Source organism: Wolbachia endosymbiont (group B) of Longitarsus flavicornis (assembly GCF_964028135.1).
Classification (GTDB): domain Bacteria; phylum Pseudomonadota; class Alphaproteobacteria; order Rickettsiales; family Anaplasmataceae; genus Wolbachia.
Genome location: NZ_OZ034758.1, coordinates 993,395 through 1,020,332, shown reverse-complemented (window position 1 = coordinate 1,020,332; position 26,938 = coordinate 993,395). Strand labels below are relative to the sequence as shown.

Sequence of the window (26,938 nt, the reverse complement as noted above, 5' to 3'; positions counted from 1 at the left end):
TCTAACATAGCTAATGTACTCCTCAGTTTCAGCTACTTGCATCGAGTGCTACGTGCTGGAATTTAGAGGATTATTTAACTATTTATAACAGCTTCATATTTTCCTACAGCTGAGTAAAGTGGTAACAATGATAGTTTCTCGATCATAGAGAGGTGAGTATTAGGCTCTTTAGTACTAGGGCCTGGACACGCTTCAGTGTTAGGCCCTAACTTCATACACTCAATGCCGTTAGCTAAAGATGTTATTCTTCCTACATTAACATTTTTAGTGCGATATGACCACCTGCAAGGACTATGTAATACTTGTTCTTTTACTCCATCCATTTCAGCTGGACACGCTTTAGTGTTAGTTCCTAACTGCATACATTTAATGGGGTCAGTTATAAGTACTACTCCTTTTTCATTAAGTTTAGCGTTATACTGTAATTGTTCAATTTGATTAGCTTGGTCTCTTATCATAAATTCAAAGCTGATAGATAGATGTAATTCTATTTCTCTCAACATATGTGATGCTATGTGTTGCACCATATGTGAATCTGTGTGTTGCACTGTCATTAATGCTTTGTTTCTGAGTATACTTAATTCTAAGTTAAGCCGCGTAAGTATATCTGGTACTCTTTTTTCTGCTTCTATTAGAAGATTACTTATACCTTGACGTTCAGCTAAATCTTTTACAGTTTCACCGCAGTGATCAGGCAATGAAGTTTTTGCGCAATAAAATAGTAAGGTCATTACTACTATCCAGTGTCTACGTTCGATAGCATAACTTAAAGGACATTCGCCTGAGTTATTCTGTGCATTAACATTTGCTCCATATGAAATTAAGGTCATTACTACTTTCGGATGGTTATACTTGGCAGCTTTATGTAAAGCAGTTGATCCTAAATCGTCACTTGCATTAACATTTACTCCAGCTGCTAATAAAGCACATACCATTAGTATATTACCATTTCTGGAAGCATAACGTAAAAAATCAGTTTCCACCAATTTTATCACATCCTTACATGTTTCAAGTTGTATCATAGTATTTACTGCTTTTAGAAAATTATATGGATGAATAGAAAATAATATTTTCTGTGGATCATTCGTCTCAATATTTGCTCCATTGGCTATTAGACAATTCATTACTTCTATATTGCCTCTTGCAGCAGCACAATTAAAAGGAGTCCATCCCCATGCATCCTTATAGTTAACCTCTGCTCCATAGTTTATTAAAAGCTCTACTGCTTCCACATTATCATTCGTAGCAGCAATATGTAAGGGAGATCGCCCAATTAACATATCCTCTATATCAACACTTGCTCTATATCGTAATATGGCCTGTAATAGGCTCCCTAATATTGATGTATTATTCCTTGCAGCAGCCCAATATAAAGGAGTCCATCCAAATACATCCACTGTCTCAATATTTTCGTCAATATTCTTATCGTTTTGTATTATACAATCCACCATTGCTTCATCAACATTTGCAACAGCAATATGTAAAGGAGTAAGTTTAAGCGCCCCATTCTTCTTAACATCTGCTCCACTATTCATTAAGAACTTTACTACTTCTTTATGGCTATTCCTGGCAGCCTCATATAAAGCAGTCAATCTCGCTAGATCCTCTGCATTAACATCTGCATTATTTTTTACTAAGATTTTTGTTATTTCTATATCGCCATTTACAGCTGGCTGATATAAAGTAGTCCGTTGAGATGAATCCAACTGATTAACATTTGCCCCTTCTTCTATTAGCTTGCGTGCTACTTCTGTGTTCCTATTTTCAACAGCCCAATGTAAAGCAGTCCATTCGGAAAACGGACTTGGTGCATTAATATCGATTCCTTTTACTTTAAGCATAGAATTGATTAAATTGTTCAGCTTAAAATCAATAGCTAAATATAATAACGTGTATGAAAAGCGTTCATGCAAACAATCTATTTCAAACCAATAATTTATATTAAACTCATTTTCTTCCCACTCTTTATACACATTTCCACTTTCTTTCTTTAGTCTATTTAGTGTTTCTAGTATCTTTTGTGTATCTAGCATCACTGGTACCTTTTCTGAGATCTTTCGTGCATTTAGCACATCCTCTAGCGCCACTGCTTTTGATTCTTCTGATGTCTCTTGTACACCTAACCTTTTTAGCATTCTTTTTACCATCTGTTGCGCATTTGATACCCTTGACTCCTTTAGTATCTTTTTTGCTTCTTCTTTTGTCTGCGGTACATTTACCACCTTTAGTCTCTTTTTTAATGGCTCTTGTGTCTCTTTTACTCTTGGAATCTTGCTTGATACTTCTAATCCATGCGATATCTCTTCTAACATTCTTGATGTTTCTGCTTGCCCTAGTATCTTTACTTCCTTTAATAACTCTTTTATTCTTTCAATTACATTGTCTTTACTTAAATTTACCTCTTGATCAATTACACCTAATATTATGTTCCACTGTTCATATGTCATTACCATAGCTTTACCTCATACTATAGAGTATTTTTTGATGCTATATATTTATGGTAGAATAGTCAACGCATTTTCCATAGCGTAACTTGAGAGTCTAAAAGGACTGTTATTAACTTACAGAAAACCAAGCTTGCCTGAAACCACTTAATTGATTATAATCATAGGTTTTAAGGCAGTAAAATGACAGCTTTTTTTCCTTTGGTTATTTTTTTAATCTTATACCTTGGAAGTGGTGTCTATTTTTCCTTTATTGGAATTGATAATCCGCTTCGCCAAGTTTCACCGGTAATTTGCCTACTACCGGCGCTATTTTTTGCTGTTGCATGCAGTGCAGGTAAAATTCAACGTAATATCGATACTGTCATCGAGGGTATGGGCGATAAAAACACCCTTACTATGTGTTTAATTTTTCTATTTTCTGGAGCATTTTCTGTGGTGACTCAATCAATTGGTAGTGCAGATACTGTTGCTGATTTAATTCTCAATTTTCTTCCAGCAAGATTATTACTGCCTGGAGTATTTTTGGCTTCCGCTTTTATATCAACTGCAATTGGTACGTCTATGGGAGTTGTTGTATTAATGGTACCAATAGCTGTTAACTTAGCAAAAAGTGGGGCTTTTGGTCTTGAAATAGGAACTGCAACTGTAGTTGGAGGTGCCGTATTTGGTGATAATCTTTCAATGATATCTGACACTACTATTGCATCTGTTTCTTCACAGGGGGCCACGATAAAGGATAAACTTAAAGTGAATTCTAAAGTAGCATTTGTTGCCAGCATTATAACGCTTGTCTATCTGGCAATTATGGCAGATAGTACAAAAATTATTCCTACATCAAATTTAGATTATTTATCAGTAATAAAGATTATTCCTTATATTTCTTTAATAATCATGGGGTTATTTGAAGTTACTACTTTAGTAACAATAACTATAAATATAATTGTTGCTAGTGTATTAGGGATGACTTTTTTTGACTATACTATCATTCAACTCTCTCATGACATATATGACGGTTTCAAAAAAGTAAACGAGATAGTGATATTTGCTCTATTTATTGGCGGATTGAGTCATATAATGTACAAGCAGGGTCAAAAGGCATTACACAAACTTATCGATGAAAGCAATATCACAAAAACTAAAGCTGAATTTGTAATAGCGGGCATAGCATCTATGTTTACTGTTTTAGTTGCTAATAATACCATTGCTATTTTATTAAGTGGCGATATTGCAAAAAGGCTCGCGCAAAAGCATAATATTCCGTCATACCGTAGTGCATACTTGTTAGACATTTTTGCTTGCGTTACAAAAGGCATTTTGCCTTATGGTTCCCAGCTGCTGCTAGCAGGTAGCATTGCTTCTGTCTCACCTATTTCTTTGTTAACACAAGTTTATTACTGCTTTATTTTAGCAGCAGTTACAGTAGGTGAAATAATCATCAATGGCAGACGTTGCGCGGCTACAACTTAATGTACGAAGATTTCTCTTCATATTACATTTTGTGCCCATAAGAAACGAGTTGCCATTTTCATCAGCTACTTGGATAATAGATATATTCACAAAATTGTTCCATTTTTCTCAATAGATTTTGGTTTTCTTTTCCCCTTATTAGCAGAGCATAAAACTTAGCTTTTTAATAAATCTCATTTTAACTCCAATACACTAACTATGAAACAATCTATATTGCCATCAAAAACGGAATTTATATTGCCAACTTCATGTCCAGTCCTTAAATCCTTTACCATTTGATATGGATGCATAACATACGATCTGATCTGACTGCCCCAACCTATATCGCATTTCTTGCCATATTCTTCGGCCATTTTCTGTTCTTTTTTTTCCAATTCAATTTGATATAAACGTCCTTTAAGTAGTTTAAGTGCTTCATCTTTATTTTTATGTTGAGAACGACCATTTTGGCATTGAGCTACAACGCCTGTTGGAATATGCGTAATACGTACCGCGCTTTCAGTCTTATTTACATGCTGACCACCTGCTCCAGAAGCACGGTAAGTGTCGATCTTTAAATCCTTTTCATCCACAACAATATCTATTGAATCTTCAATCACTGGAGTTACTCCTACACTTGCAAAACTGGTATGACGTTTACCATTTGCATCAAATGGTGATATTCTAACCAATCTATGAACTCCACTTTCGCTTTTTGCCCACCCGTAAGCTTTTTCTCCGATGATCTTTATTGTTGTAGATTTTATACCAACTGCATCACCATCTAATTTTTCTACAACTTCAACTTTAAAATTGTGATAAATTTCTGCCCATCTTGTATACATGCGCATGAGCATCTCAGTCCAATCATTGCTCTCTGTTCCACCAGCTCCTGAGTGGATTTCTAAAAAGCAGTTATTGTTATCTGCTTCACCAGTAAATAAGGATTCTGTCTCTTTAAGTTTGATTAATTTCTCTAGCTTTACTAACTCACCTTTAACTTCAGAAAAAAATTCTTCATCATTCTCATCAATAGCAGATTTCATCAAGCTGATAGCATCGTTGTAATTGCTTTCTAGCTTTGAAAACGATTCTATGTCATGCTTAATTTTAGAGCGTTCTTTTAAAATTTCTTGTGCTTTTTGATTGTCTTGCCACAGATTATCATTCAACGCTTGAGAATCCAGCTCTTCAAGACGCAACTTCAATTTTTCTATGTCAAAGACACCTCCTGATAAGAGAAATACTTTTATTTAAGCCTTGAAAGTATTCAAGGATTTCTGGATGGGTTTTCATTATACTTTAGACTTTAATATATTTATTATCACTAACAATAACAGCAAACAAAATAGAAATTTAACCATATAATAGTTAATTCAAAATAATTTTATTATACTTGAATGTTCAATAAAATCAAGTGTGTATATTTATTAAAAAAATAAGGTAAAGTAATGAATATTAAAACAAGTTCTCATTATGGTTTAGACAAAAAGGCTATTGATGATTTAATAGAGTCTCTCGATAATCAAGAATTAGAGAATGTTCGTAATATTGTAAAAACGATAGATAGCGTTCAGTTAGCTTATTTTTTATCTACTTCGATCAGTGATCACAGGGAGAAATTAGTTAATATTCTCGATCAACATTTGTTAAGTGATGCCTTAGTACATGTAGTACCAGATTTACAAGTAGAGATCATAGAAATATTGGGAATAGAAAATACAGCAAAGTTACTAATGCTTCTTGATATAGAAGACATAGTAGCTATAGTGAAAGATTTAGATAGAAAGTCTATAGAAAATATACTTAACTACTTACCCAATGCAACTCAAAAATTAGTAGAGGAATTGTTATCATACCCAGAAGAAAGTGCAGGAAGGTTGATACATAAAAATATGGTTATAGCTCCATATTATTGGACGATAAATCAGCTAATGGAATTCTTACGCAACTATAAAAAAATACCAGAAACATTTTATCAAATTTTCATCATTAACTCAAAATTAGAACCCATAGGCATTTTCAACTTAAATAAGGTAATATCTCACTCAGGAGAAACAATAATAAAAGAGATAATGAGTCAAGATATAAAAATAATAAAAACTGGAATGGACCAAGAAGAAGTAGCAAGAATATTTAAAGATTACGCTCTATTATCAGCTCCAGTAGTAAATAAGAATGGTAAAATTATAGGTGTAATCCTTATTGAAGATGTAATCAAAATTGTTCAACAAGAAGCAGAAGAGGATGTGCTTAAAATAAGCGGTGTATCTTCTAAATCTGATATAAATGCCCCTATACATAAAACTATAATTAAAAGACTACCTTGGTTACTGTTTAACCTCTTAGCTGCAACAATATGTTCTATAGTAGTTGGCTTTTTCGATAACGTAATACAAAGTTTTATAGTACTGCCAATAATTATGCCAATCATTGCATCGATGAGCGGAAATGCAGGATCCCAAACAGTAACACTAACTATCCGGGCAATCGCAACAAAATATCTAACTGAGCAAAATGCAAAAAGAATACTGATGAAAGAATTTTTAATAGGTCTTATAAACGGGGTGATCTTATCTACTATTTCATTAGTAGTGTTAGCAATAAGGTTTCACAATGTCAAAGTGGAGATGATTTTTGTGGTCTCCATGATTATGATGTCAATTATTGCAACGTTCATCGGAACTTTCATTCCTATAATGCTTCATCGTTTAAGATCCGATCCTGCTGTTTCGTCTTCAATCTTAACATCAGCAACAACTGATATTCTCTCAGCTCTTATATTTTTTGGTCTAGCCACGATCTTTTTATTAAATAGCTGAATCTTGCTATATAAAAAATTGCTTTACAAGCTTTAACTGCCACGTTATCATTACTCACAGGTGAATTGAAGAAGAAAATAACAGTCGATAAAGAAATAAAAGTACATGAAACTGAGCTGCTTTAGTTTTAAAATAAAATGCTAGAATATGCAAAAAAGTCCTTGCTCTGCTAAATCTTTTTAGCTATAGTACAATTTAATGTAATCAATATGTGGGGTATGGTGTTAGATGCACTGTATTATGTATGTCATTGGGAAAGCAATACTAGCTTTCTTAGGCATATATCTAGTTTAGTAAGAAATAAAAAGAAAAACACACTGTTACTCAGCAATTAAAGTTACTTAGGGTTACTATAAAGTTTCTACAGTAAATTGCTTTGGTACAACTGCATAAGAATCAAATGTTGAAACCAATCTTCAGAAAAGAGGTTTACGACAAAACAATCAAAATATGAATATTAAAATATAGGGGGCTTTATGTTAGGTAAAGAAAATACAAAGGGACAAGTAATAGATAATCAAATGGATTATGTAGATGATGAGTCAACAATAGGAGCAAAAGGAGGTCTTAATCATGAAGATAGATCATCTAGTGAAGAACTTCAGCGTGGACGAAGTCAAGAGAGCCCTAGAGTAACAAGATCTTCATCTATAGGCAGCAGTAGTACATCGACTGATGATGAAGAAATGTTTAGCTGTATAAGCATTACAAGTGATGAAATAGTGAAAAAAGCAACTTTTTTTGTTAAGACTTTTGTTAAAGAATTCGAGGAAAAATTATCTAAATATTTTGAGGAGGCAGAACCAGACTCAAATATACAAAAAATAAGCAAAGCTTCAGCCAGCTTTAGTTCTGTTTTGAATAATACTATTCCAGCAAGTCCACTGAAATTATTTAGTGTTAAAGTTAATGAGAGTATCAATCATTGTGTTACAGGAAAACGGCATAAGAAAGGAGCGAAAAATATTTTTACAATAACTACGCCTTGCTACAAAGCTGAAATGAGAGAGATTTTAGTAAAAGCTGGCTTAGAAATTTTTCACAGGTTTGAGGTACCATTCATAAAAGTTGTAGATATCAATCCCTCTTTTTATCATAGGAGAGTTAAGAAGTTAGCAATAGATGCTGTACATAGAACAATGAATTACCTTTTAACTTCTGAGGAACAAGACTTTTCTGTTGATCTTATAACACAAGGTGTTGTTCTAGGTAAGTCAAAAAAGAAAGGATATTTTACGCGTCCTGGATATGAAGTAAAAGATGAGCAAAGTGGTGAAAGTTTAGTAACCTCAGAATTGTATGAATGGGTAGGAATAAAGAAAAAAGAAGAAGATGAAACTGTTAATTATTATCAATATAATTCTGAGGAACATAATCTAGAGGAATATAACTGTGCTGAAAAATACGGCTATCGGCTTCCCTTTGAATGGGAGTTAAGAAAGTGGGAGGAGGTAAAACAAAAGTATGTATCTAGTGAAATACCCATAGAAAGATATGTGTATATTTTAAATGATGAAAAAAAAGAAGAATTAGCTCGTTTTATATTAAAGGAGATTAATGAACAAGATCCTGTGAAAAGGAAAGATATAGAAGATGTAAAAGAACATCTTAGAAAGCAAGATGAAGATAGGCGTCAATTTTCCTATAGTTTTGGCAAGACACCAGAAAATTTCATTGAAAGAAAAGAGGTGGTAAAAAATTTGAACCTAAGGTTACACAGTAGTAGTCAAGAAGTAAAAATGTCACGAGTAGTCTTAATTAGTGGGAAGTCTGGAATAGGAAAAAGCGAACTTGCTAGAGGCTATGGGTTTAGTGAAAGGCGTAAGGCTACTTGGGCAAGGATTATGTGGATAGATGCCTCGTCATGTACCAATCTTTCAAATTCATTTCATGGGTTGGCTGAAAGGTTAGGGATTTCTAGAAAAAGTGAGCAAAGGAGAGAGAGAAACATTAAATCTATTGTCGAGGATGTATATGAGTATCTTCAAGACACAAAAAGTTTGTTTGTTTTCGATGATGCTAGTAGTTATAAGGAGATTGAGAATTTTTTACCATCCAGCTTTCCTGTTTTTTCTAATAGAGAAAAACCTTACGTTTTAATTACTTCTCCTAACAAGAATTGGAAAGAAGAAATAGAAGATATAGAAGAAATAAAGTTGGGTAATTTAAAAAAAGAAGAAGCCGAGGAATTTACTCGAAAAACCTTAGGGGAAGATGAATCACAAGGTAAATCTATATCAGAGTTAATAGAAGAGTTTAATTGTTTTCCATTAGATTTGAAAGCAGCAACATCATGCATTAAACAAAAAGGTCTTAGTATTAGAGAATATCTGGAGGAATATAGAGTAGCTCAGCAATCAAAACCTGATTTTTTGGAGACACAAGTTGTTAATAAAAAATCTTTTAAAGCTTTGAAGATTAACATTGATAAAATAAAAGAAGAAAAAAATGTTGGGCAGCAAGCGTATGTTATTTTAGTATTCATGGCTTACCTGGACCCTAATCAAATTAATACAAAAGAAATTTTTTTCAAGGGGGAATCAAAAGAAAATCAACAAAGGGTTTTGGATGCACTTGATCTACTTAATAAGTTCTCATTGATTGGATTAGAGAAAGGGATAGCAAAAATTCATCAAGAAGTACAAAAAATGATAAGGTTAGGGCAAAGAAAAGAAGAAAGAGAAGAAAAATTTTTAAGAAAAATAATGACATCATTGATGAATAATAACTGTAAAAATGTAAGCCATATCATATCCATTTGGAATTATGCAAGTGAATATAAAAAGTTAGTTAATGAATTTATTCAATCTGATTATTACGGAATGAATATCTTACATTTTCTGGCCATAGATGATAATGAAGAAGTTATTAAGCTTATATTCGAGAATGTAGATCCAAGTAAATTAAGTAAAATTGTTAATGTCGGTGATAAAGATGGATCTACTCCTTTAGAATATGCTGTTATATATGGTCACTTAGCGTTAGTTAAATACTTTATAGGAAAAGGGGCTGATTTTAAGGTAAATGATGACCCCACTGCCATTAAGTTAAGGGAAAGAGAAGTTAAGATTGGACAAAAAATTTGAAGTGATTGATAATTATGGTAAATACTAGGGTGAATTTTTAAGAAAAGGGAGTCTGAAAAGTGCAAGTTATTTAAAAAAGTAATAATTGCAGGTTATTTTGCAAAGAATGTACTAATGCAATGATACTGAAAAGATATCTTGAATTTAAAACACATGTTTTCTAGCTCTTTTCTGGTAGTTGAGTGAACGAATATCAGATATCTTATGACGATCAACTCTTCTCCCTTTTCTCACCACTAAAGTGTTCATCAAAAATAACTGTGATAGTCGATCCATAATGCAGTCTATGTCTGACTCTGTAGAAAAAATATCAAAGGCTAAGTTTTTAATCGCATTAAATGAGACAGATTTATTGATGCTTTTTTTTAGTTTACTATTCTGTGAGCTCAATGTCTCTTCATCATCTTCTATCATGATACTTTCTAGATTACTGATGAAGATAGTTGACCAAAAATCCTGCTTGATAGTTTCAATACTTTTTCCTGTGAAATTCTCTAAATTTAATCTTCCCTTCAGCCTAGAAAAAAATGTTTCTACTCCCCAGCGCAAGTAATATAATCTCTCAAACTCTTCAACTGTAAAACGTTTCTCATCTAACAGAGATGTTACTAACACTTCAACTTCGCCAGAAGAAAGTATTATTTTGACTAACCTGAATTTCATCTCATCAGGTAATCCTAGCTTTCGTAGCTGTCTTGCTACTTTAATAGGTGCGGTAGACACTACCACCGTACTAGATGGGCTTTCCGGCTTAAACATAGCGTTTATTTCATTGAAAGACGAACTTGAACAGCGAATTATATAATTGATTTTCCTTCCTGTAAGCTCAGCAAGAAATCGATAAGATACGTATCCTCTATCACAGATTAACAAATCGTCTGATTTTATGGATTCAAGCATACCGATTGCTAAATCAACCTCATAGCTGTCACCTCTACTTAGCACAGATTTTATTGCAATATTATTTAGCACATCGTAGCAAACTTCAAAGGTTGCACTTGTATAGTCTTCAAATCTCTGGATTCCATTCCATACTGCTCTTGAGCTAAACTCACCTATTATTTTGTCGCTCTTTGGCAGAATCAGTATTGAAGCATCAAATGCAAGTACTCTGAAGCCATGGTGGGTTTTAAATTCCTGATCTTGGTAGTATAGGGAAACTATATCATCATTTAACTCTGAAAACGCAGTATGTTTTAGCTTCTTTCTTGCTTGAGTAAATGCACTTGCCGTAATTGTATAATCTTTTCTTGTATGCAGAACAAACTCATTAAGCATCACTTGTAATGACTTTACACTCTTTCTAAAAATCAGGAGAAATACATTAACGAAGGGCAGCTTTCTTTTTCGTGAGAAGTCTTTTGAGGATGCTCTGTGTGCGTTTATAAAGTTTAAACTCATCAATTTATTTTTTATAAACATGATTATTCTTTTTTTTACTCATGTCATTACTTCTTTTAATTTGTGAATCTTACCTGATTTTATAATACAGTTCATCACTTTTCCTTAACTTAATGGCAGTGGGTCTGATCTTACCCCCTCCGTTAAATTAAGTTGGTCTATTATCTGATTCATGTAGTCGAAAACTAATTGTAACTTTATTCCATACTTAGTATTGCTTTCATAGCCACTGTAGCTAGTACCATAACCTTTATACATCTCTTCCATACTGTTAGGTAGAGTAATATAGCTACTGTCCAATAATTTAACACTATTAAATTGCTGTAAGATTTTGCAATCAACTTGCAAGATATTTTTAAAGAGAATCACAGATTCATTATACATCCTTTTCATAAATTCCACTGCTTCTTCAGTAAATCTAAAATCCAAACCTTGTTTTGTTATATCTATCGAGTCCTCGTTTAGTAATTGACACATTGTTTCTACGCTACAATTATCAACTCCTATATTACCCAAGACCATGGCTTTTACGAATGATGAACCTTTTAGCTTTCTCTTTCTTTTTATAAACCTTGTTGTAATTGAGATTTTCTCTGCTTTTTCATTAAAAAATTCTTTGAGCTTTTTTGATAAGCTAGTTATTTTATTCATTGGTTCTCTCACTAAAAGTATATCTGGGAGAACTTATACCTTATTATTCTATCTCTTTCATACCTTTATTTCCTTAACTTGACGCGTATGATCTCAGTTACAGTCTTAAGCTGACAAAACAGTTTCACCATTGGCACTACATATAGATTCAGTAATAGATTTGGTATATCTTTTTTTAGAGTGATGAGAACTGTAGGGTGGACTCTAAGTTTATCTATAGTTAAAAATATCGCATCAGTACAAAAATCAAGGATTATTAGATTTACAATACGACCTTGATTACAAATATAATAAACTCCTTGTTCCACTTTTTCCCACATAAGTCTTGAATCATTCAACTTTGTTTCAAACCAGTCTATGACCTTTTCTGTATTTAAGTATATGGATAAGAGATGAAATCTCTGTTTTTGATAAGTGTTAGGTAAAATATGACGAGAACAGTTTTCACAAATAGCGTCATCACATGCTTCATCAAAGTCTGAATCAATAAAAATCTCATTACTACAACTTGGATCAACTACATTTGGCCAATCAAGACGATCTTCCTCACGAGAACAAACAATATAATACCTTTCTTGAATTTTTATCCATCCAAGATCAAATAAGTATCTTGCTGCTTTAATATGATTTTGGCTTGGATTTACCCAAGAACTATTTGAACTTAAAAGATCAGCAATTTGCTCGTGAAAGAATTTTAAGACCATAAGATTGTTCCATATGTTTCTTCAGGTCCTCTCTTTCTTTTTTATTGAGTGGATGCTCTGAATAATAAACTTCCCCACTTATTTTGAAAGAAAATGTTACCTTTTTGTTTTGGAACATTACTTTAGCTGATTGAATAGATTGTAGTATGTTGCCAATAGCTGGCTTTAAAATATGTAACTCTGGTGCAATAGGATCATATGGCTTTACACTCAAAGTAAGATATGTATTACTATTTTTAAAATAATCTGACTTAAAATTTAACTCAAATATACAAATGTCAGAGTCAGAACCATCTATACATGCTTGAAGAAATTTGTGCACTTGTAATGGAAAGTTCTTATCTTGTATACTTACAAAAGTACATTCGCAGTCAAAATACCCACTTACAATGCTATTTGCTATTTCCACAGCCTTGTTAGTATTTTTAGCACAGAGATTAACCTGAGTGCCATCAAGAGAAAAGTCTAAAATCATCCACTCAGGTTTATGACCATGAACAACTTTGTTTGAATTAAGCAGTAAATCCATGTCACTTCCTCGACGTACAAACATATATATTCGATCTTGATGATGGAAAAAACCCTGCAACTGGTCATCATCCTTAAGTATCTGCTCTACGGCTTCTCGTGACATAAATTCCTTAAATGAAGTATGTATTTGTCTTGGTGATTTCTGTAAAGCAAATGATACGAAACCTTTCTTTTGTACTTTATCAAAGTGATAGACAGATTTTAGAAGTTCACAATTTATGTGAAATAGTAAAAACAATAAGGATCTTTTATCATACTTGGTATTGTTTTTTACCAGGTACGATCTCATTAACTTCTCAGTCAGAGCAAATCTTGCTACTTCACTAACTGTAGCCTCAAGTTTTGTACGATCAAAGTAGCTAATGAGATAATAGTCAAAAAGAGAGTCAGAGTAACTGGTAAGTATCTTACGTTTTTGTTGAGTGGATCTATCGTCATAATTTCCGTCCTGAAAAAGTTGCCCATTTAAATGATTTTTAAAGCAATGCTGAAAAATGATGCTAAGTTGTTTACCAGAAAGGGAATCTAACCAAGATTGACGTACATTAGAATCCTGAAAACGTTCTAGTAAGAGGTTAACAGGAACTTCTAAATCACTCTCCCAGAATTCATTACTTGGATAAACATTCATGATACTTTAAATAAGCTATATCATATATAATATGATAATTTAAGCAAAGATTTTTTGGACATAATTTTTTCAAATCTTGTATATTTATTAGGGAGAATTTGTGTGAACTAGACAGCTACCTTGAATAAGGTATCCATTGGTTTAGTCTAAAATGGTAAAAGTTTTCTTTTAGCTGTTGATAAGAATTCTCCCAACCTATTAGAAAATTCACAGGAAGAAAAACATGCAAAAAGGGGATTTAACTATTTATTGCCGTTATGAACCTCATAGGTTAGCGGGTACATATTTGGCAGATGCTTATGAACAATTATTGAAATATAGAACTAAGGAGGTGAAAGAAAATGACAACGGTAAGCTTGTATGCAAGAGTTTCATCAAGACAACAAGCACAAGAGAATACGATAGAGAGTCAGATTGTAGAATTGGAGCGTCGCATTAGTAGCGATGAACATGAGTTATTAGATGAGCATAGGTTCATCGATAATGGCTACAGTGGATCAAACTTAGAACGTCCTGGCTTAGAGAGTTTACGTGATAGAGTAGCAGAAGGTAAGATTGATAAGATATACATTCATTCACCTGATCGGCTATCACGGAAATTTTCATATCAAATGATCTTACTCGAAGAGTTTAAAAAGGCTGGATCTGAAATAGTATTTTTGAATCATAAGTTTGATGATAATCCTGATTCCCATTTATTTCTACAGATTCAGGGAGCAATAGCAGAGTATGAACGTGCAAAGATTATGGAACGAAACCGTAGAGGTAAACTTCATGCGGCCAAAGCTGGGTGTATAAGTGTGATGGGTAGGGCGCCTTACGGTTATCGCTACATAGCAAAACACGTAGGTGAAGGAAGTGCTAAATTTGAGGTTGATGAAGAAGAGGCAAATATAGTGCGTAAAATATTTAGTTGGGTTGGCCAAGAAAGAGCAAGTATAGGAGAAGTTGTACATGAACTGAATAAGATACCGGTAATAACACGAACAGGAAAAAGGTATTGGAAAAGGAGCACTATTTGGAACATGTTAAAAAATCCTGCTTATATAGGACAAGCAGCTTATGGTAAAACTAGGACATGCTCAAAACCACAAGTAAAAAAGTCAAAAAAAGGAACTTGTGGTAAACTTAAAAGTGGTCGCTTTAACAGTGATAAAGAGAACTGGACTTATATTCCAGTACCAAAAATAATCAATGAAAATTTATTTGATTCAGTGCAAACACAATTAGCTGAAAATAGACAAAGAGCAAGAGTACGACAAAGAAGAGAAACATATTTATTGCAAGGTTTAATGGTATGTCAACGTTGTCAATATACTTATTGTGGTACAAACCACGTTCATAAAAAGTCGACATATTATTACTATCGTTGCTCTGGTACAAACTCTAGCAAATTCAATGGCAATAAAATCTGCGATAATAAATCAATACGCACTGATGTATTAGATGGAGTGATATGGGAAGAAGTCAAGAGTATCTTGAAAAAGCCAGATAGGATTGCAAATGAATATCAACGTAGATTATCAGAGAACAAAAAACCTTTACATAATCAAACACGTGAAAAGCAAGAAAGTAAGCTAAGATTAAGTATCAAAAAATTTATTGATAGCTATGCCAAAGGGTTTATAAGCCAAGAAGAATTTGAACCAAGAATCACAACAATGAAACAGCATTTGAAAGAAATTGAAGAAGAGAAAGAAAGAACGATTGATCAAAAAAAACTACAACAAGAATTGAGCCTTGTTACAGATAGCTTGAAAAACTTTTCCTCAAGCGTTGAGTCAAAGCTTGATCAAGTGGATTGGCAGACTAAACAAAATATTATTAGAATGTTGATTCATCAAATTGAAATCAATCACAATCACTTGTATATAGTATTTCGCATAAAAAATCTTGCACATTTTGATCAAAATAGCCATAATAGAATTATGCAATGTTGTACTAGTAGTCAAAACGAGCAGTTGCTAATAAAATTTACTGTAAGTATACAACAGATGCGTGCTAGCCATTTCGGTATCTTAATTGCTACCATATAGGGAGATAACGGTAAACCCAGAGCTATTGTAGACATAAGTTTTAGCTATATGGTATTTGAAGTAATAAATGCAATAAAAAATAATTTGTTAGCATGCTTTCCAACAGAGACAGTATATGCTCTTTCTTGTAATGCGCTAGGTAACGAATCTATAGAAAAAATATATCGAATAAAAAAGCGTTCTCAAAACAAGCCGCTCTCTGTATTTGTTAGTAATATTGATAGTTTGATAAATATAGCAAAGGTAAAGGAAGAGTATATCGATTTAATAAACTATTTTTCTCCTGGACCAATGACCTATATTTTACCACTTCAAGATAACAGTATATTACCAAATGAGTTCTTTAAAGATAGTATAGGCATAAGAATTCCTGATCATCCTATTGCGATTTCAATATTAAATGAACTGAAAACTCCAGTAGTTGCAACTAGTATTAACATTTCAGGAGAAAAAAGTATATGCAAAGCAAGAGATATACCTCAGTCTATTAAGCAACACTTATCTTCAGTAATTGAAGATGATGAATTAGTTTCTGGTATAGAATCTACTATTATTGACTTAACTGGAGACAAGATTAAGGTTTTAAGAAAAGGTAAAATTTCATTACAAACAATAAATAACGAATTTTCAAACTAAGATCTATAGGAGAAAGAATGAAAAAGGTGATAGGCCACAACCAAGCAAAAAAAAAGATAATGAACAACTTGTCTGTTCAATCTTGGCTGATCTGTGGTAAAAAAGGTATAGGAAAAGCAACATTCGCAAAATCCTTTTCTAATTGGTTTCTTATAAAAAATTACGATGAAGTAGCATTAGACTTACACATTGTTGAAGGTGATACAATAGGAGTGGAAAAGGTGAGAGAAATGAAAAACTTTTTGCACTTAAGCCCCATTCAATCAGAATATAAAATAGCTATAATAGATAGCTTAGAGTCAATGACTAATAATGCTAAGAATGCAATATTAAAAATATTAGAGGAGCCGCCACAAAATTCTAAAATATTTGTAATTAGCCATAAGCCATATGATGTACAAACCACCATCCGGTGTAGGTGTTTTCAGCTGAATTTACTTCCATTAACTTACGATGAAACAAAGCAGGTTGTTTCATCTCAGTGTAAATTCGACGATAAAATATTTAGTGAGATCATTACTTTGTTTCCTGGAACTCCGGGAATAATAATAGATGCAATAAATAGTGGTGCTTATGAGTCACATAAGCATTTTTATACATTTTTCCGTAATCTAAATAATTCTGATATAGTTAATAAAATAATTAATAGTGAGATTGAGCTAGAACTAGCATCACATATAATTCAAACCTCCATTTTAGAAAGTATAAAGAAAGAAGTAAATAATGTTGAAATTCTACTAAGTCAATGGAAAGAAATAGATGAACTTTTCGTTGCTGCAAAGCAATTTCGCTTAGATAAAAAGCATGTTTTAGCTAATGTAGTTAACATCATGACACAAAAATGTAATACTTTTAACATAAATTTATGATAAAATTCTGCTAATTTAATACTGAAAGTATATAACTTGAATGATAATAAATTAACTGTATGGCAATCAATAGAAGTTTTAACAAACACTATACTGAACATGCAGAAAGAATTGAGTTTAATCAAGAATACATCTTTAGATCAAGACGTCACTTTAGAAAAAGGGAAGGAGCTATCAAGTGGCATCTATGAGGCAAATTTTAAGCTAAACAAGGCAATCAATATAGCTACTTTGCCAAGAATCGGCTATTATATGATTAATGATGAACTTGTTGTACGTAATCATATTACGAAAGAGGAAGTAAAGATCCCTAGAGGTTTTCATTACTTTAAAGTTGTTAAATCCAATCACGATGATTGTAAATTAACGTTTTGTAATTTTTTAGGTAATGAGTTTTTTGAATATAAAAAGTATGATCCACAATATTCTGGTCTTTCAGATGAATATAAACTCATGGATTTTGGTAGTATAAAAAAGACTAATAATCTAAAACTTAAGGAGTATGTTGGTCATGCACCTAAATTTTTGCTGTAGAAGGATCTATTGAGCCTGGATCTGAAAACCATGTAATTGATCTATTTGAGCTAGTCAGAGACGGTAAAGGCAAAAAAGTGGGAACTCTTGCTGATGAATTTGGTTATTTTGATGATCAAAATAAATTACACTACTATAATTATCACAAAAGTGCAGAAAGTAATACTTATGATCCTGAAAGCTTCAGTGTAAAAATGATAAATTTAGATGTGAGCAAAATTGATAAATTTTACCTTATTGCAGAACAAGGTGATATAATAATTCATCCTATTTTGGAAAATTTAGACATATTTTAAAGTTTTTTAGAGTATCCAGTATATTATATAATTGGGTTTGTATTATGGAAGATAAATTACTTGAATCAGTAAAAAACAAAAGTTACTTCAGGAAAGCAGTTGAATGGTATTGCCACAGATACCTGTTCTGCGTTGTAGAAAGATCTTGGATGGCGTTAATAGCGTTACTTCTCTTAGTATGTTTATTTTTATCACTACTAAACATATACCTATTACTTCCTGTTAAAAAAGATTTAAATTTTGTGAAGTATATGAACCACACAGAAGATGAGTTCTCTGCAATACATAAACTTAGTTTTAGTAAAAAAGAAGATGAGTACATTTCCATAGCAAGGTATTTAATAAGTAAATATATTGAAACATATGAGTCCTCTCGGACTGTTGAGCCAAAGTATCAAGAAAATTTTATAAAAAACAATTCTGTATACAAAATCTACCAAAACTTTCAGGAAAAAGTGAACAATGAAGCTGTTTCATCCACAAGAAAAATTACCAACATAAACGTAACAACATTATCTATTGACCGGTTGACCAAGAACTTAGTTACATTTGCTGGAAACGCTACTGTAGTTTTTACAGCTGAGCAAAATAAGAAGATGAAAGATTATGCTGTGGAGGTCAGCTTCACTTTGTCAAATATAAAAGCAACTCTAGCTGGAATAGTGCCATTTAAATTTATTGTTAATAGCTATAAATATAGATGATTATATTTATAACATTATTTGGTAGCTAAAAAAAATAACTAAAGTGCATATAGCAGTAATAACTGGGGGTAAAACTAGAAGCATTGGTGTCTTTTTAATAAAATAATTTCTAGAAGGTTTTGAGAAAAAGGCGTTGTAAATTATTGGTAAAAAGTATAGAGCATTGAGTATAGTACTAACAATTAACACTAGAGTTACAAACACAGAAAGTGTTACATTACTAGAGTTGAAAACAGCTTGAAAGATGAGAAATTTGCTCCAAAAAGTCGGAGCAGGAGGTACTCCTATCATGGACAATGCACCTATAGTGAATGCTATCATGCTAATTGGCATACTACGTCCTATACCGTGAATTCTATCTATATATTTTTCACCCGTTTTCGTTATTATGATACCTGCAAAAAAAAATAAAGTAATTTTTGCAAATGCATGGCAAACTAATTGAAAGATTGCAATCTTCATGCTGAATTCACTAAAAATTGAAGCGAACAATATAATATACGACAATTGGGAGATGGTAGAGTAAGCAAGCAATTTCTTTAATTCCTTTTGCTTTAATGCAATCAACGATGCAGTAATGATAGTAAATCCAGCAGCGTACGGAAGCCACCCTCCAGCAAACCAATTTTGCTGCACAAAACGTTGCATATTATCGACGCCAAAAGTGTATAATATAACTTTGATGATGATGAAAACTCCGGATTTCACAACAGCAACAGCATGTAATAGTGCACTCACAGGAGTTGGTGCAATCATTGCTTTTGGTAACCAAAAATGCATTGGCATTAATGCAGCTTTTCCTATTCCATAAATCAGCATAGCAAAACACACTGCAATAAAAGTGATGAGTGAAGTATCAAACTTGAATATTCCACCACTTACAAAATCTAAAGTATGGAATTCATTATATAATAGGCCTATTGCAGGAAAAAATAATACTAAAGAAGAGAAAAATAGTAAACCAAAGTAATAGCGTCCTGCAATTACTGATTCATTTGTTGAGTTGTAAGTAATCAGAGGGTATGTACTAATAGTTAGAAGCTCATAAAAGACAAATGTAGTGAGCAAATCTCCAGAAAAAGCAATAAACATTGCACAACTGATTGATGTTGAAAAAAAGCATAGAAAACTTGAGTGATTGCTATCAGCATAGTTATTTCTCATATAACATATTGCATATATACTGGTTAGTACCCACAAAAATGATATTAATAAACTGAATATTGCTCCACTAGACTCTAGCTTTAAACTAATATGCAAATTATTACCAAAATCCATGAGAATAAATTGAGAATGATCACCATACACCAAATATAAAGTGCATAGAGATGTATACGCAAACAGAAGCATAGAAGAAGCAACAGTAACGCTACTGTTCACTCTGGGCCATTTACTAGTAAAAGAAATAGCTAATGCACTTAAAAGTGGGATCAACGCAGTAATTAACAAATAATTCTCAGTAATAAAAAGTGGCAAGGAAAGAGATATTAAAACAAAATCCATTAAGTAATTCATCTTTCTGTTTAGGTAAAGCTAAAATTATATTCAAGTTATAGAGAATTTGCTATTTTTTAGTTGTATATCGGAAGTGTTAAATAAACCATACGCATCAAGTTAAGAAAAAGTGGCGTAAGGAAGAAAGGAAATAAGAAAAAACTATTTTATATATTAAGTAATAAAGTTAGTAATTTATAGATTTTTCTAAAAAAATATCTTATCCTAGATAAGAATTTCCTAAAAAAATAAATGTAACAAATAAAATGCCAATCTTAAATATTGCTATATTTCACGATAGCTACTTAATTTGGTACGTATGGTTTGTTAAACACTTCCAGAATTACTCAAAACCGCTACAGACTATATCTTTCTGTATAATCTTTAAATGCACCTCTATTGGAGTCAAAATGTAGTTTCACACTACCAATTGGCCCGTTTCTTTGTTTTGCAATGATCAGTTCTGCAATATTTCTAATTTTCTCCATTTTCTCTTGCCACTCTCGATGTTTATTACTTCCTTCATTTGGTTGCTTTCTTAATTCATAATATTCTTCTCTATAAAGGAACATTACTATATCCGCATCCTGCTCTATACTTCCTGAATCACGTAAATCAGAAAGTTGTGGTTTTTTATCATCCCTTTGCTCAACAGAACGAGAGAGCTGTGATAGTGCAACAATGGGAATATTTAGTTCCTTTGCAATTGCTTTTAAACCCTGCGTCACTTCTGAGATTTCTTGCACTCTATTTTCACTACTCCTTTTTGTTGTTCCTCGAATTAACTGCAGATAATCGATAAAGACCAACTCTACATTATATAGTTGATAGAGAAGACGTATTCTGGTACGAAGAGCACTAATTGATAACGCAGGAGTGTCATCTATGATGAAAGGTAATTCGGATAGATCTGTACTAGCATTAATGAATTCGTGTAATTCAAAATCACTAATTCTCCCAGTCAGTGCCTTATAATAACCAATGCCTGAATCTATAGTAATCAATCTTGCGGTCAATTGCTCTGCTGACATTTCAAGTGAAAAGAATGCTACATAATGTTGTTTATCTGTTCTTTTTTGCAAAATCTTACAAGCATTAAGTGCGATGTTCAGCGCCAATGCTGTCTTTCCCATTGAGGGCCTTGCAGCTATAATTAACAGATCAGATTTCTGCAAACCACCAAGAAGCTGGTTTAGGTCTTGAAGTCCGGTTGTAATACCTAGAGCCTCTGGGTTATTCTTCAGCTTGCTGATCTTCTCAACCACATCTTTAATTGAACTTGCAAGCTTTATATATGTCTTATCACCTTGCTTTTTTACTGCTAAGTTGAACAACTTTGTCATTGCCTGCTCAATTTGTACCTGTGCAGGATTTTCAATGTCGTAGTTGTAACTATCGTCAACTATCTCCTGCCCGAGCTTGATTAAGCATCTCCTTAAATAAGTATCACGGATTATTCTGGTCAAGCTATAGATGTCAAGCGCAATGCTTGCCTTTGCTGCAAGTTTTGCTAGGTACTCAACTCCACCACATTCGGCAAATGCTTTATCATTCTCGAAAAACATCTTGAGGCTAAGTTCATTAGCAACTATACCGTGTTTTCTGGTTTTAGATATCTGGGTAAAAATGCTTTGATGTAGTGGATCATAGAAATTATCTGCTGCAATTATATCTTCGACTGCATCACAAATTCTATTATCACGAACCATTGCACCAATGAGCATTTGCTCTGCTTCTAAATTGTGTGGCAATTTACATATTTCTTCTCTTGAATCAATAAGATTGGCTAATTCATTCATTTTAAGTTTTCAGAGTAATGATTGATTATTGTAGAATATTCAGTCCTTACTTGAAAGAGAAAAAATTTGACTAATCCTGTGTTGCTTATAGCATTAAAGTAGGCCCCTGTGGTGGAATGGTAGACACGGCAGACTCAAAATCTGTTGCTTGCAAAAGCATGCTGGTTCAAGTCCGGCCAGGGGCACTCAAATATTGGAAAATGCTTTATGTTACACAAGTTTTTTAATCGTTTATTTTCCATTCTTTCTTCTATAAATGCTATTCAAAGGGTAAAGAAAGATGAAAATGGAATATGTTACGTAACAGGACTTAGACGCTATTTGTCAGTGCTGCTTGATTTAATTATCATCGTTTTGTTCTTGCAGCTTTGCGGCCAAGCCTTAAGCCAACTCTTCATGAACTCAGAGAGCAGTAAAATATTAGGCCAAATTGCTGCGAAATATCAGATGCAAACACCATTATCTGCAGAGGAAACAGCAATGCAGAGTAAACTAATCAAGTTACTAGTTCTAAATCAGATAGTTCAATTTATTATGCTTTTTAGTTATGTAGCATATATGTGGATAAGATTTGGCGCTACACCTGGAAAGTTATTACTTGGACTCAGAGTTGTAAATGCACAAACTTTTGAAAAATTGACTCTAAAACAAGCAATAAAGAGGTTTTTTTCCTTTATATTGTCAACTTCACCACTATTCTTAGGTTTCATATGGGCAAGCTTCGACAAACGTTGCCAAACTTGGCACGATAAGATTGCAGGCACAGTAGTTGTAACAAGTAAAAGTCTTAGATGTATGGTCTCAGAACATAATAGAGTGGATTAAGGGTTCTGTCGCATTTGTAGGGAAGTAGAAAGAAGAATGATATAATTGTCTAAAAAAAAAGCAAAGATGTTTCGTATCAATCAAAAATTGTTGCCATATTTCAAAGGATTTAGCTTTTCAGAGGATGTTATCTGTATACATGAAATGTCGATTCTCTTTGAGCTATCGAGATTTGGAAGAAATGATGAGTATAAGGGGAGCAAAATGCTACGTTACAAAGGTGGGTTATCACCACTGATAGATGAGGCAGTAAGGAAAAGAAAGAAGCAGGTTGGTAGTAGTTGGAGAGACTTACATTGAATTAAACGGTAAATGGGTTTATTTATATACTGTAGACTTGTGTGTTAGTAGAGACAAGTCTGCAGCACTTGCATTCTTTCGTAAAGCCTTCAGGAGTAACTATCTTCCTGAGAAAATTGTAATTGATAAAAGCGGCAGTAATACTGCTGCTCTTGATGATTTGAATGCAGAAATTTCTGAAGATTACAGTTCTTCAAATAAAATATCTAAATAATATTGTTGATAGATTTATCAAAAAACTAATAAAGCCAATGCTTGGGTTTAAAAGCTTCCATTTCGCAAAGATTACCATCACAGGCATAGAAAATATTCGTATGATTCAAAAAAGACAAATTATTAAAATAATGTTTCTACTTTTGAGAATTTTGCTATGTTAATGGCTTCATAACTCCTATAATCTCAGCTTTTTTCCTATGGTTTATAGATGCGACAGAACCGACATATCAGTTGATAAACAGACTAATCAGTTATTGTTTATACCTGTTTCAGCATGAAAATTATTGTGAGGCTTGATTTTATATATATCACTACACATAATAGACTTTAGTATAAATTAGTAATATGCATCCAATCATATACTTACTTAACCTGTTACTTGATCTTTACAGCTTCGTTCTAATATGCTCAGTTGCTCTCGATTTGTTGATTAAATTGAATGTAGTTAACATGTATAATGAGATTGTAAGCAGCATAATGCAAACTTTAAACAGACTTACCCATCCTCCACTAAAGGTTATCAGAAGGTATATACAACCATTCAATGGATTAGATTTATCCGTGATGATATTGATAATAGCAATTCACTTTGTAAAATATACAATTACTTATTACTTTAAGTAGATGTTAAAAAAACAGCTAAAATCAGTGATATACTTGTCACTATTAATGTATATATATATATCGGTTTTTAGCTATAATTATAAAGATCAATCCTTAAACACATCTACAAATGAGGAAGTAACAAATTTAGGTGGAATAGTAGGTTCATATTTAGCTGATATATTAGTTCAATTTTTTGGACTCGCTAGTATTACAATAGCTACAACCATAGTTTACTTTTTGATATCAAAAAGGCTGCTGAAAATTCTCTATTTAATATTAATCAATTTAGGAATATGTGCTACATTAGCGCAACTTTCGCTCGGTATCACTACTAGGTACATGCACAGTGGAATAGTTGGCAATACTCTAATTGGCCACTGCCCGTTTTACATATTCACAGTAGTAGCATCAATAGGTATTGTAGGATTGATTGGTTGGAAGAGAACGGTTTATTCTTTGCTTTTCCTATGTAAAAAAATATTTTCCCTTTTTACAAAGGTTCTGTTTTTCAGGTTACGTAAAACTACTGATTATTCAATAGCACCATTAGTAATAGAGGGAAAATATAGAACCACTAGACAACAACCAAAAGAAAGACAGAAAAAAGCTACCGAAGAGATTGTTAAACCACCTTCTAGCGAGTTTGAGTTTCCAAGCATTCACTTACTTTCTAAAGTAGAAGAATCTATGCAGAGAAAACAGTTGAATGCATTAGAGAGCAATAAGAATTTATCTCTGCTCGAACAGGTGCTGAGTGATTTTGGCGTGCAAGGAAAAATTATAAGTGTATGTTATGGACCGGTTGTGACTTTATACAAACTTGAACCACAAGCAGGTACAAAATCTGCAAGAGTGATTGGTCTTGCAGATGATATTGCACGTTCAATGAGTGCACTCTCTGCACGTATTTCAATAATTCGTGGACAAAATGCCATGGGAATAGAATTGCCAAACAAAGAACGAGAAATTGTTATGCTGCGTGATTTGCTTGAATCGCCAGAATATCAAAATGCAAACTTAAATCTTCCAATTGCGCTTGGCAAGGAAATAAGCGGAAAGCCAGTTATTGCAGATCTGACTAAAATGCCCCACTTGCTTGTTGCCGGAACTACAGGGTCAGGTAAGTCGGTTGCAATTAACACGATGATTCTGTCGCTTGTTTATCGACTAAGTCCTGATGAATGCAAGATGATAATGATCGATCCAAAAATGCTTGAGCTTTCAATATATGATGCAATACCGCATCTAATAACGCCAGTGGTAACAGAGCCAAAAAAAGCTGTTATTGCTCTTAAGTGGATAGTAAAAGAGATGGAAAATCGCTATCGCATGATGTCATATTTAAATGTGCGCAATGTAATAAACTATAATCAAAAAATTACAGAAGCGATGAATAGCGGAATAGAGTTGGAGCGCGTTGTACAGATTGGGTTTAACTCAACAACGGGTAAACCTTTATTTGAAAAAATACCACTTAAAATGGAGACATTTCCGTATATTGTGGTGATCGTAGATGAAATGGCAGATTTAATGCTTGTTGCTGGCAAAGATATAGAATGCTCTATTCAACGTTTAGCTCAGATGGCTCGTGCTGCAGGAATACACATCATAATGGCAACACAACGCCCATCTGTAGATGTGATAACAGGTGTGATAAAAGCAAACTTTCCAACGAGAATTAGTTTTGCTGTTACTTCTAAGATAGATAGCCGTACAATACTTGGTGAACAAGGGGCTGAACAATTGCTCGGTATGGGTGATATGCTTTATATGGCTTCTGGTGGTAAGATTATTCGAGTTCACGGTCCATTTGTGAGCGATGATGAGGTACAAAATATAGTTGATCATCTGAAAATGCAAGGTGAGCCAAACTACATGGAGGAAATCACTCAAGAAGATGAAAATTCTTTTGCAGAATCAGAAAGTGAAACAGAGGATGAAGAGAACGATCTATACAAGCAAGCGGTGGCCATCATTCAGAGAGATCAAAAGGTTTCAACTAGTTACATTCAAAGGCAACTTAGAATAGGCTATAACAGAGCTGCAAATATTGTTGAAAGAATGGAGAAAGAAGGGATCGTTAGCGCTCCGAGTTACTCAGGAAAGAGAGAGATATTGGTAGAATAATCGCTAACTTAAACCAAGGAAAGTTATTTCTAAGATCAATAGATCTCTTGCATAACTGGAATTCAAAAGTTCCAGCGCATGACCAGATATTTCTTATTGGATCCCAGTTGTATAGTGTTTAATACTAAATTAACTACTAAAAACGTACAATAGTAATATATTAATTAGCTAGGGGGTTAAAAATGGGTATAACCAAATTTGTATTCGGTTTTGATAAATCGGATGTAACAGCATTGCAGGAAAGTCAAAATATTGATGCTAAAAAGTTTCAAGAAGTATTTAGCGCATTAAAAGAATGGCAAGAAGCTCAAAAGATAGATGCTAAACAGTTTGAAGAGGTATTTAGTGCATTAAAAGAGTGGCAAGAAGCTCAAAAGATAGATGTTGAGCAGTTTGAAAAAGTTTTTGGTGCATTAGAAGACAAGATTGGTACTGAGCAGTTTCAAGCTATGCAAAAGCACTTAAGCGGCTTGCAAGAAAAATTTACAGGCTTAGAAGAAAAAGTAGAAACATTTGCAGACATGGTAGGGGGACAAGAACAAGCAATACTAACTTGTGCCATAGTCAGTGCTGTTGCTGCAATAGCTGTAACTAGTTTTGTTGCATTCTGTATCTATCAGGGAGTTAAGCTTGATAAAGAGAAGAAAAACGACTTGTCTCAAGATATGCCAAGCGGAAAGTTTAATAATGTGAATGATACCGAAAAACTGAAGAATAACTTACAGCAAGGAAGAGTGTAATGCTCTTCTTGAAAGGGTGTTACGTAAAATTTGTAAC

Annotated in this window: 18 protein-coding genes, 1 tRNA gene and 3 pseudogenes; 14 read left to right on the top strand and 8 right to left on the bottom strand. The window is 33.1% G+C overall.

What is annotated here, in order from left to right; translation table 11 throughout:
• Nucleotides 1-74: 74 nt before the first annotated feature.
• Nucleotides 75-2,447: an ankyrin repeat domain-containing protein gene (locus tag ABWU45_RS04705; protein ID WP_353277999.1), complete on the bottom strand. Its 2,373-nt coding sequence runs from the start codon at nt 2,445-2,447 to the stop codon at nt 75-77.
• Nucleotides 2,448-2,627: 180 nt separating this feature from the next.
• Between ABWU45_RS04705 and ABWU45_RS04700 the strand changes: the two genes are divergently transcribed.
• Entirely contained in the window at nt 2,628-3,914 is a 1,287-nt protein-coding gene (locus tag ABWU45_RS04700; RefSeq protein ID WP_264683249.1) for a Na+/H+ antiporter NhaC family protein, read from the top strand.
• A gap of 173 nt (nt 3,915-4,087) precedes the next feature.
• On the opposite strand, the gene prfB is transcribed toward ABWU45_RS04700, so the two are convergent.
• Nucleotides 4,088-5,189 (bottom strand): peptide chain release factor 2 gene (gene prfB, locus ABWU45_RS04695; RefSeq protein ID WP_264683250.1). Its coding sequence is split into 2 segments (ribosomal slippage): nt 4,088-5,122 and nt 5,124-5,189, totalling 1,101 coding nucleotides; the frame shifts between segments, so codons are not numbered across the junction.
• 155 nt (nt 5,190-5,344) lie between these two features.
• On the opposite strand from prfB, the gene mgtE reads away from it, so the two are divergent.
• Together mgtE and ABWU45_RS04685 are read left to right on the top strand one after the other, a co-directional pair.
• Entirely contained in the window at nt 5,345-6,715 is a 1,371-nt protein-coding gene (gene mgtE / locus ABWU45_RS04690; RefSeq protein WP_064085731.1) for a magnesium transporter, read from the top strand.
• A gap of 476 nt (nt 6,716-7,191) precedes the next feature.
• Nucleotides 7,192-9,801, top strand: coding sequence for an NB-ARC domain-containing protein (locus tag ABWU45_RS04685; protein ID WP_353277996.1), 2,610 nt, complete (start codon nt 7,192-7,194; stop codon nt 9,799-9,801).
• A 144-nt stretch (nt 9,802-9,945) separates the two neighbouring features.
• On the opposite strand, the gene ABWU45_RS04680 is transcribed toward ABWU45_RS04685, so the two are convergent.
• The 4 genes and pseudogenes from ABWU45_RS04680 to ABWU45_RS04665 all read right to left on the bottom strand — a co-directional run bounded on the left by ABWU45_RS04680 (nt 9,946) and on the right by ABWU45_RS04665 (nt 13,719).
• A complete protein-coding gene (locus ABWU45_RS04680; protein WP_353277994.1) occupies nt 9,946-11,223 on the bottom strand; it encodes an IS4 family transposase in 1,278 nt (425 codons plus the stop codon).
• A gap of 102 nt (nt 11,224-11,325) precedes the next feature.
• Nucleotides 11,326-11,865 (bottom strand): annotated as a pseudogene (locus ABWU45_RS04675) (IS4 family transposase); the annotation flags it as partial.
• Between the two features lie 53 nt (nt 11,866-11,918).
• A complete protein-coding gene (locus ABWU45_RS04670) occupies nt 11,919-12,557 on the bottom strand; it encodes a hypothetical protein (RefSeq protein WP_353277993.1) in 639 nt (212 codons plus the stop codon).
• Nucleotides 12,523-13,719 (bottom strand): hypothetical protein, encoded by a 1,197-nt coding sequence (locus ABWU45_RS04665; RefSeq protein ID WP_353277991.1) that lies wholly within the window; start codon nt 13,717-13,719, stop codon nt 12,523-12,525. Before ABWU45_RS04665 ends, ABWU45_RS04670 begins: the two co-directional genes overlap by 35 nt.
• 341 nt (nt 13,720-14,060) lie before the next feature.
• Between ABWU45_RS04665 and ABWU45_RS04660 the strand changes: the two genes are divergently transcribed.
• The 5 genes and pseudogenes from ABWU45_RS04660 to ABWU45_RS04640 all read left to right on the top strand — a co-directional run bounded on the left by ABWU45_RS04660 (nt 14,061) and on the right by ABWU45_RS04640 (nt 18,794).
• Complete coding sequence (locus ABWU45_RS04660) at nt 14,061-15,755, top strand: recombinase family protein (RefSeq protein ID WP_353277989.1); 1,695 nt, start codon at nt 14,061-14,063, stop codon at nt 15,753-15,755.
• Nucleotides 15,756-15,803: 48 nt separating this feature from the next.
• Entirely contained in the window at nt 15,804-16,391 is a 588-nt protein-coding gene (locus tag ABWU45_RS04655; protein WP_353277987.1) for an L-threonylcarbamoyladenylate synthase, read from the top strand.
• Between the two features lie 17 nt (nt 16,392-16,408).
• Nucleotides 16,409-17,260: a DNA polymerase III subunit delta' gene (locus tag ABWU45_RS04650; RefSeq protein WP_353277985.1), complete on the top strand. Its 852-nt coding sequence runs from the start codon at nt 16,409-16,411 to the stop codon at nt 17,258-17,260.
• A gap of 36 nt (nt 17,261-17,296) precedes the next feature.
• Nucleotides 17,297-18,090: pseudogene (locus ABWU45_RS04645) on the top strand (hypothetical protein).
• 44 nt (nt 18,091-18,134) lie between these two features.
• A complete protein-coding gene (locus ABWU45_RS04640) occupies nt 18,135-18,794 on the top strand; it encodes a VirB8/TrbF family protein (RefSeq protein WP_139686506.1) in 660 nt (219 codons plus the stop codon).
• 6 nt (nt 18,795-18,800) lie between these two features.
• Here ABWU45_RS04640 and ABWU45_RS04635 read toward each other — a convergent pair whose 3' ends face one another.
• The gene (locus ABWU45_RS04635) at nt 18,801-20,297 is read right to left on the bottom strand and encodes a proton-conducting transporter membrane subunit (RefSeq protein WP_264374839.1); all 1,497 of its coding nucleotides are present in this window, start codon (nt 20,295-20,297) and stop codon (nt 18,801-18,803) included.
• A gap of 347 nt (nt 20,298-20,644) precedes the next feature.
• A complete protein-coding gene (locus tag ABWU45_RS04630; RefSeq protein WP_139686507.1) occupies nt 20,645-22,087 on the bottom strand; it encodes a replicative DNA helicase in 1,443 nt (480 codons plus the stop codon).
• A gap of 102 nt (nt 22,088-22,189) precedes the next feature.
• On the opposite strand from ABWU45_RS04630, the gene ABWU45_RS04625 reads away from it, so the two are divergent.
• The 6 genes and pseudogenes from ABWU45_RS04625 to ABWU45_RS04600 all read left to right on the top strand — a co-directional run bounded on the left by ABWU45_RS04625 (nt 22,190) and on the right by ABWU45_RS04600 (nt 26,901).
• Nucleotides 22,190-22,272: transfer RNA gene (locus ABWU45_RS04625), tRNA-Leu, on the top strand.
• A 22-nt stretch (nt 22,273-22,294) separates the two neighbouring features.
• On the top strand, nt 22,295-22,912 hold the full coding sequence (locus ABWU45_RS04620; protein ID WP_264374840.1) for an RDD family protein: 618 nt from the start codon (nt 22,295-22,297) through the stop codon (nt 22,910-22,912).
• Nucleotides 22,913-22,978: 66 nt separating this feature from the next.
• Nucleotides 22,979-23,600 (top strand): annotated as a pseudogene (locus tag ABWU45_RS04615) (IS6 family transposase).
• Between the two features lie 173 nt (nt 23,601-23,773).
• Nucleotides 23,774-24,052, top strand: coding sequence for a YggT family protein (locus tag ABWU45_RS04610; protein ID WP_265022424.1), 279 nt, complete (start codon nt 23,774-23,776; stop codon nt 24,050-24,052).
• The gene (locus ABWU45_RS04605) at nt 24,053-26,161 is read left to right on the top strand and encodes an FtsK/SpoIIIE family DNA translocase (RefSeq protein ID WP_353277981.1); all 2,109 of its coding nucleotides are present in this window, start codon (nt 24,053-24,055) and stop codon (nt 26,159-26,161) included.
• A 182-nt stretch (nt 26,162-26,343) separates the two neighbouring features.
• Complete coding sequence (locus tag ABWU45_RS04600; RefSeq protein ID WP_353277979.1) at nt 26,344-26,901, top strand: hypothetical protein; 558 nt, start codon at nt 26,344-26,346, stop codon at nt 26,899-26,901.
• The last annotated feature ends 37 nt before the right edge of the window (nt 26,902-26,938 follow it).

What these genes read in the sequence shown, in the direction of transcription:
- ABWU45_RS04705 (WP_353277999.1), bottom strand. Translation starts at nt 2,447, where the DNA reads ATGACATATGAACAGTGGAACATAATATTAGGTGTAATTGATCAAGAG.
- ABWU45_RS04700 (WP_264683249.1), top strand. Translation starts at nt 2,628, where the DNA reads ATGACAGCTTTTTTTCCTTTGGTTATTTTTTTAATCTTATACCTTGGA.
- mgtE (WP_064085731.1), top strand. Translation starts at nt 5,345, where the DNA reads ATGAATATTAAAACAAGTTCTCATTATGGTTTAGACAAAAAGGCTATT.
- ABWU45_RS04685 (WP_353277996.1), top strand. Translation starts at nt 7,192, where the DNA reads ATGTTAGGTAAAGAAAATACAAAGGGACAAGTAATAGATAATCAAATG.
- ABWU45_RS04680 (WP_353277994.1), bottom strand. Translation starts at nt 11,223, where the DNA reads ATGTTTATAAAAAATAAATTGATGAGTTTAAACTTTATAAACGCACAC.
- ABWU45_RS04670 (WP_353277993.1), bottom strand. Translation starts at nt 12,557, where the DNA reads ATGGTCTTAAAATTCTTTCACGAGCAAATTGCTGATCTTTTAAGTTCA.
- ABWU45_RS04665 (WP_353277991.1), bottom strand. Translation starts at nt 13,719, where the DNA reads ATGAATGTTTATCCAAGTAATGAATTCTGGGAGAGTGATTTAGAAGTT.
- ABWU45_RS04660 (WP_353277989.1), top strand. Translation starts at nt 14,061, where the DNA reads ATGACAACGGTAAGCTTGTATGCAAGAGTTTCATCAAGACAACAAGCA.
- ABWU45_RS04655 (WP_353277987.1), top strand. Translation starts at nt 15,804, where the DNA reads ATGGTATTTGAAGTAATAAATGCAATAAAAAATAATTTGTTAGCATGC.
- ABWU45_RS04650 (WP_353277985.1), top strand. Translation starts at nt 16,409, where the DNA reads ATGAAAAAGGTGATAGGCCACAACCAAGCAAAAAAAAAGATAATGAAC.
- ABWU45_RS04640 (WP_139686506.1), top strand. Translation starts at nt 18,135, where the DNA reads ATGGAAGATAAATTACTTGAATCAGTAAAAAACAAAAGTTACTTCAGG.
- ABWU45_RS04635 (WP_264374839.1), bottom strand. Translation starts at nt 20,297, where the DNA reads ATGGATTTTGTTTTAATATCTCTTTCCTTGCCACTTTTTATTACTGAG.
- ABWU45_RS04630 (WP_139686507.1), bottom strand. Translation starts at nt 22,087, where the DNA reads ATGAATGAATTAGCCAATCTTATTGATTCAAGAGAAGAAATATGTAAA.
- ABWU45_RS04620 (WP_264374840.1), top strand. Translation starts at nt 22,295, where the DNA reads ATGTTACACAAGTTTTTTAATCGTTTATTTTCCATTCTTTCTTCTATA.
- ABWU45_RS04610 (WP_265022424.1), top strand. Translation starts at nt 23,774, where the DNA reads ATGCATCCAATCATATACTTACTTAACCTGTTACTTGATCTTTACAGC.
- ABWU45_RS04605 (WP_353277981.1), top strand. Translation starts at nt 24,053, where the DNA reads ATGTTAAAAAAACAGCTAAAATCAGTGATATACTTGTCACTATTAATG.
- ABWU45_RS04600 (WP_353277979.1), top strand. Translation starts at nt 26,344, where the DNA reads ATGGGTATAACCAAATTTGTATTCGGTTTTGATAAATCGGATGTAACA.